At 43.0% G+C, this 365-nt stretch carries 1 pseudogene; it reads right to left on the bottom strand.

The features are described from left to right. Positions 1-54 precede the first annotated feature (54 nt). Positions 55-365, bottom strand: a pseudogene (locus tag BEG40_RS21995) (tail fiber domain-containing protein); the annotation flags it as partial.

The following is a 365-nucleotide window of genomic DNA, read 5'->3' as shown; positions in this document are numbered from 1 at the left end:
GACTATCACTTATTTAAGTGATATTGGTTGTCTGGAGATTCAGGGGGCCAGTCTAGTTGCATTATCGATCACCTGAATATTGTCTTTCAGATCCCGGTCAGAGCCTTGATTAAATGCACTTGCATTGCACGCGCCGTTAACCGTTAATTCGTAGGTATTGCTGGTAGTTTTCTGTGCGTAGAACATATACAGAGCCTCATCTACGCCAACTTCATAAACAACCGGACGGCTAGAATTACCCCATAGTCTAGTTGTTACGCCAGCGTGAGCGGTTCCCTGTGTGTTTAATGTCATGGTTGACCCATGATTAGCATATTTGATCTGTAATGTGTCGGTGTAATCAAATTTAATAAGCGCGTTACTTC

Origin of the sequence: Escherichia sp. MOD1-EC5495, assembly GCF_002965965.1 — a bacterium.
GTDB lineage: Bacteria > Pseudomonadota > Gammaproteobacteria > Enterobacterales > Enterobacteriaceae > Escherichia > Escherichia ruysiae.
Note: the sequence above shows the minus strand (reverse complement) of the source record. Positions and strands in the feature narration are given on the sequence as shown.